The sequence below is a fragment of the Rhodopseudomonas sp. B29 genome, from assembly GCF_000333455.1.
In the GTDB taxonomy this organism is placed as follows: Bacteria; Pseudomonadota; Alphaproteobacteria; order Rhizobiales; family Xanthobacteraceae; genus Rhodopseudomonas.
The window spans coordinates 21365-27886 of sequence record NZ_BADD01000792.1 but is presented as its reverse complement, the minus strand read 5'-3'; the positions used below and the strand labels follow the sequence as shown (position 1 = coordinate 27886).

The 6522-nt window shown below is 65.3% G+C and carries 5 protein-coding genes; 1 reads left to right on the top strand and 4 read right to left on the bottom strand.

Features of this window, described 5'->3' with window-relative positions; genetic code table 11:
- The 4 genes from mdoH to queF all read right to left on the bottom strand — a co-directional run.
- On the bottom strand, positions 1–1187 hold a 1187-nt coding region (gene mdoH, locus I5M_RS28525), incomplete at its 3' end, for a glucans biosynthesis glucosyltransferase MdoH (RefSeq protein ID WP_022724518.1).
- Positions 1175–2686 carry a glucan biosynthesis protein G gene (locus I5M_RS28520; protein ID WP_022724517.1) on the bottom strand — a complete coding sequence of 504 codons (1512 nt, stop codon included), beginning with the start codon at positions 2684–2686 and terminating at the stop codon, positions 1175–1177. The genes I5M_RS28520 and mdoH, both read right to left, overlap by 13 nt.
- Before the next feature lie 111 nt (positions 2687–2797).
- Positions 2798–4414 (bottom strand): caspase family protein, encoded by a 1617-nt coding sequence (locus I5M_RS31070; RefSeq protein WP_083909709.1) that lies wholly within the window; start codon positions 4412–4414, stop codon positions 2798–2800.
- A gap of 141 nt (positions 4415–4555) precedes the next feature.
- Entirely contained in the window at positions 4556–5044 is a 489-nt protein-coding gene (gene queF, locus I5M_RS28510; RefSeq protein WP_022724515.1) for a preQ(1) synthase, read from the bottom strand.
- Positions 5045–5162: 118 nt separating this feature from the next.
- Between queF and eno the strand changes: the two genes are divergently transcribed.
- Positions 5163–6446 carry a phosphopyruvate hydratase gene (gene eno, locus I5M_RS28505; RefSeq protein WP_022724514.1) on the top strand — a complete coding sequence of 428 codons (1284 nt, stop codon included), beginning with the start codon at positions 5163–5165 and terminating at the stop codon, positions 6444–6446.
- Positions 6447–6522 lie beyond the last annotated feature (76 nt).

Below are 6522 nucleotides of genomic sequence, written 5' to 3'. Positions count from 1 at the left end.
AGGCCACGGGCCGGCAAAATCTTGGTTTGCTGCAGATTGCCCTGGCACCAGCGCCGGTCGCGCGCGGCGACATCCAGCATCGTCGGCGGCACTTCTTCGTAGCTGCCGCGCAGCGTCGGCGCCAGATGAATGCGCCAGCCGGCGCGGCGCATCAGCGCCGCCTCGACGAAGTCGTGGCTGAGAATGCTGCCGCCGAACGGCTTGCGTCCGGGCAGGATCGGCAGGCCGGTGCAAGACGCGAAAGCCGCGACCCGGATGATCGCGTTGTGGCCCCAGTAGTTACTTTCGGAATCGTGCCACCACGCCACGCCGGCGGCGATCATCGGCCCATACATGCGCCCCGCGAATTGCTGCAGCCGCGCGAACAGCGTTCGCGCGTTCACTACGACCGGCAGGCTTTGGATCAGCCCGACATCCGGATTTTGCTCCATCGCGCCGGCGAGCCGCACCAGCGCGTCGCCGGTCATCACGCTGTCGGCGTCGAGAATGATCATGAAGTCGTAGCCGGCACCGAAGCGCTTGACCCAGTCCTCAATGTTGCCGGACTTACGGGCGTGATTGTCCGCGCGGTGGCGATAGAACAGTCGGTCGCCCTGGGCGGCGAGCGCGAGGAAGCATCGCTCTTCCTGCGCCCAGACATTGGGGTCGGTGGTGTCGCTGAGGATGTACCAGTCGAACTGGCCGCCTGATCCGGTCGCGTCGGCGGATTCACGCGTCGCCTGCAGGCGCGCCAACACGGTCTGCGGATCTTCGTTGTAGGTCGGCAGCAGCATCGCGACGCGGGCGGAAATCGCAGGCAGCGGACCGTCCGCGGCGAGGCCGAGATCGTCGCGCCAGCCGCGCAGCAAGGTCGCGAAGCCCACCAGCGACGAGACGAACGACAGCGCCACCCATGCGAACAGCGCGACGAACAGCAGCAGCACGATGCCTTCAAGGATGGTCACGCCGCCGACCTTGAGCACCTGGTACATCTCGTCGGCGCCGGCCAATGTCAGCAGCGCGGTCGCCAGCATGATCAGCGCACGCCGCCACCGGCCTGCGCGCGTCGTCTTCGACCATTCGATCGCGCGGGCCGGCGGCTCGCCGAACGACTGCACCGGCATCGCCAGAGGCGATTCTGCGGGCAGCGGCTCCAGTTTGGGCCGCGGTTCGCCGAACTCGCTCCGTGGCCGCATCACGGCGTCCATCGGTAGACCCACACTTCGGACAGCGCGATCTCGCCCGCCATCAGGATCGCGCGTAATTCGACCGGCGGCTGGTCGCTCGCCAGCTCGAAGCTGAGCCGCCAGCCTTCGGTCATCGGATTGGGCTGGGTCACGACATTGCGGATCTCGCCTTTGTTGGTCGTCACAGTCGCCCGGACCGTCGCGGGATCGAGGCCCTTCAGCTTGTCACCGGTGATATCGAGCACGAACAGATGCTCGGAATCGCTGCGCGCGCTGACACCGGTCCGCGAGAAACGCGCCAGCGACGACGGCTTGGGCGTGTCCGGCCCCCAATGCAGGCGGTAGGTGTAGATGTGCTCGCCCTTTGCCTTGAGCGGCCCCTTCGGCTCCCAGAAGGCGGCGATGTTGTCGTGCACTTCTTCCTTGGTGGGAATCTCGATCAGCTTGACGACGCCCTCGCTCCAATCACCGATCGGCTCGGCCCACAGGCTCGGCCGCTGTTCGAAGCGGGACTCGAGGTCTTGATAGCCGGCGAAATTGCGCTCGCGTTGCATCAGTCCGAAGCCGCGCGGGTTCTGATCGGCGAACGAACTGATCTGCAGGTCGCGCGGATTGCAGAGCGGCCGCCACAACTGCTCGCCGCGGCCGTTGTAGATCGCCAGCCCGTCGGAATCGTGCACCGCCGGGCGGAAATCCGGCACGTCGCTGGCATCGTTGGGGCCGAAGAAGAACATGCTGGTCATCGGCGCGAGGCCTGCATGCTCCAGATCGACACGCGGATAGATCGCAGCCTCGACGTCGAACACCGTGGTATCGCCGGGGCGGATGGTGAAGCGGTAGGCGCCGGCGACGCTCTTGCTGTCGAGCAGCGCGTGGACGACCATCGACGAGGCGTCCGGCGACGGCCGCTCCAGCCAGAACGCCTTGAACAGCGGAAACTCTTCGCCGCTGCTCTGTCCGGTATCGACCGACAGGCCACGAGCCGACAGCCCATAATGCTGCCCCTTGGCGACGGCGCGGAAATAGGTCGCGCCGAGGAAGACGCAGAGTTCGTCGTAGTAGTCCGGCTTGTTGATCGGCGCGTGAATCCTGAAGCCGCCGAAGCCCAGATCGGTGTCAGGCGCGGGCGGCGGCGTGTTGCCGAACGAGAAATCGTCCGGACGATACGGGATCGGCTTGGCCTGGCCGCCGCTGACTTCGTAGATCGTCACCCGGTTCTTGAACAGAAAGCCGCGATGAAAGAACTGCACCTGAAACGGCAGGTGATCGCCGCGCCACAGCGCGCGATCGGGGTTGAAGCGGATCGCCCGGTAAGCGTCGTAATTCAGATCGGAGAGCGGCGCTGGCAGCTTGCTGTCGGGCGCCTGGTAAGGCTTTGCGGCAAGGTCGCGCGCGATCTGGCGCACGACCGAGGGATCGAACGGCTGTGCCTTATCAGCAGCCTGAACCGCGGCCGACGCCGAACGAATTTGTAGCAACGGAATCGCCGCAAGGCCCGTCAGAACTTGCCGCCGATCCAATGGGACGCTCCGCTTGGCATGAAGAAGGTTCCCTGCCAACGTTCCCGATGCCGTGAAGTTCCAGCTGTTGGTGTCTTCGAAGCGCCATATTGGAGCCGATGCGATCCCAGGTCAGCAGGTCGGCTTGCGAGTGCACCAAGCGCGTGCGGAGTCCGGGCTCATGCGCCGGATCGCGCGTTCGTAGCAGCCAGGAAGCGGGCCCATGCAGGACCGGTAGCCAGCCTGCTGACGTGCGAGCCGCTGCTCTCGGCCGGTCCCCCGCGACCCCATATGGCCGCCGGCACCGGGACCGCCGGTCATGCCGATCTCCGGCTCCGCTGGCGCGACGTTCCGGACGGCAGGCGGATGGCGCGCCGCCTCGCGCGGGCGGCGCTCTTCGCGCGCGTCGCGTTCGCAGCGATTGTCGTCGGAGAGGTGATAACCGCTGTCGCAGACGATCTTCACGCAGAGGTCGCCATCCGGCTTGTATCCGCGCTCGCATGACAGCGGGCAGACGCGGCCTGACCGGCTCTTGACTACGTCGAGTGCATCGAGGCTCGCCAGCTTGACGTCGAGCTTGAGGCCGGCGTGCTTGTTGAACAGCTTCATCGCCTCCTGTGATGTCGCGTCCCATTTGCCGTCGACCGATCCGGTATTACAGCCGACGCGGCGAAGTTCGGTCTGCAGCGCCTTGGGCAACTCGACCGCCGGCGCCGGATCGCTGCCGCGGCCCGGCGTGAGCGCCGCAAGCTTGGTCGGCTCGGCGTCGGGGCGGGACGGCTTGTCCTTGTCGTTGTCCAGTAGGCGCGCTTTGCGTTCGCGTGCCAGTTCGGCATAGGAGCCTTCCGGATGACGGCTGAGGAATTCCTCCCAGGCGGCGATGGTGTTGGCCTCTACGGCGGCTGCAAAATCGACGCCGGTCGGGTTGATCTGCGGCGCCGGTGCTGCGACCGGAGCGACGCCGTTGGCTTTAGCCGGCGGTTGGCCGTGCAGATAGAACCGCCCGATAATCGACAGCGATAGTTCCGGCAGCTGCGTATGCTTGGTCGTTTCGTAGACATCTTCGCTCACGGAGCGGAAGATCGATCCGATCTCCTCCGGCTCCTCGATGTGCTTGAGGAAGGCGGCGGTGTAGGGGCTGTTGTCTCCGTCGCCGTCTTCGGCGGTGTGGCCGGCCTGCGTAGCATAGGCCATGATCATGCCCTGCGGCGCGTCTACCTTGGCGAGGCCATGCCCGACCGGGATCGCCCGCGTCTTGCCGATCGAGCGGCGCAATTGTTCGGCCAGCGGATTGTCGCGGCAGGAATCCAGCACAAGAATGCGCAGAGTCTTGGCCTGCTGCAGATCGGCCACGATCTCGTCGACCCGGGTCAGCCGGCGCAGATCGGACTCGTCCGTCAGCGTCGCATCGACCGGCGCCAGATAGTTGACGCCGTTGAACTGCATTGCATGGCCGCTGTAGTAGAACAGCGCGACGTCGGCGCTACGCGCCGCCTTGGCGAAGCGGATGGCAGCGTCTTCCATGCCGCGCTCATCGAGATCAATCGCCTTGATCGTGTCGAAACCGGATCGTTCAAGTGCGGCGGCGACTGCAGTGGCGTCTTTCGGCGGATTCGGCAGGCGCGGAATGTTGCGATAGGCGCCGTTGCCGATCACCAAGGCGATCCGGGTCTCGGCGAGGCCTGGTAAAGTCAAGCCGAAGACGAGTGCGACAGCCGCAACGGCGATTCCCAAAAATCGCAATGCCATCGTTTGAAATCCTGTCGGCCGGCATGCAAGCACGGCAGCGGCCGATCGCCGCAATTCGTAATAGTTCTAGTTTGTACCACCTAGCGCTGAAAAATCGAGCCCTCAGTGAGACCGGTCACGGTGTAGTTCCGGCCGGCGGCTTCAGCCCCGTCCGCGATACGGCTGCACCCCTTGCTCGGGCACCCAGACTCCGGCCGGCAGTTTGCCGGTCTGCCAGAACACGTCGATCGGAATGCCGCCGCGCGGGTACCAGTAGCCGCCGATACGCAGCCATTTCGGTTTGATCTCTTGCGCGATGCGTTTGCCGATCGCCACCGTGCAATCCTCGTGGAAGGCGCCGTGGTTGCGGAAGCTGGCGAGGTAGAGCTTCAGCGACTTGGATTCGAGCAGCCACGCGCCCGGCACGTAGTCGATCACCAGATGGGCGAAATCCGGCTGTCCGGTCACCGGGCACAGCGAGGTGAATTCCGGCGCTGTGAAGCGAGCCAGGAAATTGGTGTCGGCCTGCGGATTTGGCACGCGGTCGAGCCGGGCGGCTTCCGGGGAGGTCGGCCATTCGACGGCATGGCCGAGCTGGAGGCCCTTGGTTGCGGCAGCTTTTCCGGTGGATTTCGAGCGGGTTTTGGTCATGGCGGACGTCTTAGCCGTTCGTCGGGCCGCCGTCATCTCCGCCCCGGTCTTTCCCGTCACGACACCATGCTGTAGAAGCGGCGCCATCCCGCCATCACAATCCCTTTAAGAGGCATCCATGACCGCCATCGTCGACATCATCGGCCGCGAAATCCTCGACAGCCGTGGCAACCCGACGGTGGAAGTCGATGTCGTTCTGGAAGACGGCTCGGTCGGCCGCGCCGCCGTGCCGTCGGGCGCCTCGACGGGTGCCCACGAGGCGGTCGAACTGCGCGACGGCGACAAGGAGCGCTATCTCGGCAAAGGCGTGCTGAAGGCTGTCGAAGCCGTCAATGGCGAGCTGTTCGACGCGCTGGGCGGCATGGACGCCGAGGCCCAGGTCCAGATCGACCAGGCCATGATTGATCTCGACGGCACCCCCAACAAAGGCCGGCTCGGCGCCAACGCCATCCTCGGCGTGTCGCTCGCGGTCGCCAAGGCGGCGGCCTCGTCCTACGATCTGCCGCTGTATCGCTACGTCGGCGGCACCTCGGCGCGGACGCTGCCGGTGCCGATGATGAACATCATCAATGGCGGCGCGCATGCCGACAATCCGATCGACTTCCAGGAATTCATGATCATGCCGGTCGGCGCGCCGAGCTTCTCGGAAGCGCTGCGCTACGGTTCGGAAATCTTCCACACGCTGAAGGGCGAGCTGAAGAAGGCCGGCCACAACACCAATGTCGGCGACGAAGGCGGCTTCGCGCCGAACCTGCCGTCGGCAGATGCCGCGCTCGATTTCGTGCTGTCGGCGATCGGCAAGGCCGGCTTCAAGGCCGGCGAAGACGTCATGATCGCGCTCGATCCGGCGTCGACCGAGTTCTTCAAGAACGGCAAGTACGTCTATGAAGCCGAGGGCCGCAGCCTCGGGCCGCAGGAGCAGGCCAAGTATCTCGCCGATCTGGTGTCGCGCTATCCGATCGTGTCGATCGAAGACGGCATGGCCGAAGACGATATGGAAGGCTGGAAGGCGATCACCGATCTGATCGGCGACAAGTGCCAGCTGGTCGGCGACGATCTGTTCGTCACCAACGTCTCGCGCCTGGCCGACGGCATCAAGGCCGGCCGCGCCAATTCGATCCTGATCAAGGTCAACCAGATTGGCACGCTGACCGAGACGCTCGCCGCCGTCGAGATGGCCCACAAGGCCGGCTACACCGCGGTGATGTCGCATCGCTCCGGCGAGACGGAAGACTCGACCATCGCCGACCTCGCGGTCGCCACCAATTGCGGGCAGATCAAGACCGGCTCGCTTGCGCGCGCCGATCGCACCGCCAAGTACAACCAGCTGCTGCGGATCGAGCAGGAGCTCGGCTCGAGCGCTTACTTTCCCGGCAAGGCGGCGCTGAAGGCGTTCCGCTGACGACATTTCCCGTCATTGCGAGCATCCGGATCGGCGCTTCGCGCCTTCCGGGCACAGGCTCCACGAAGCAATCCAG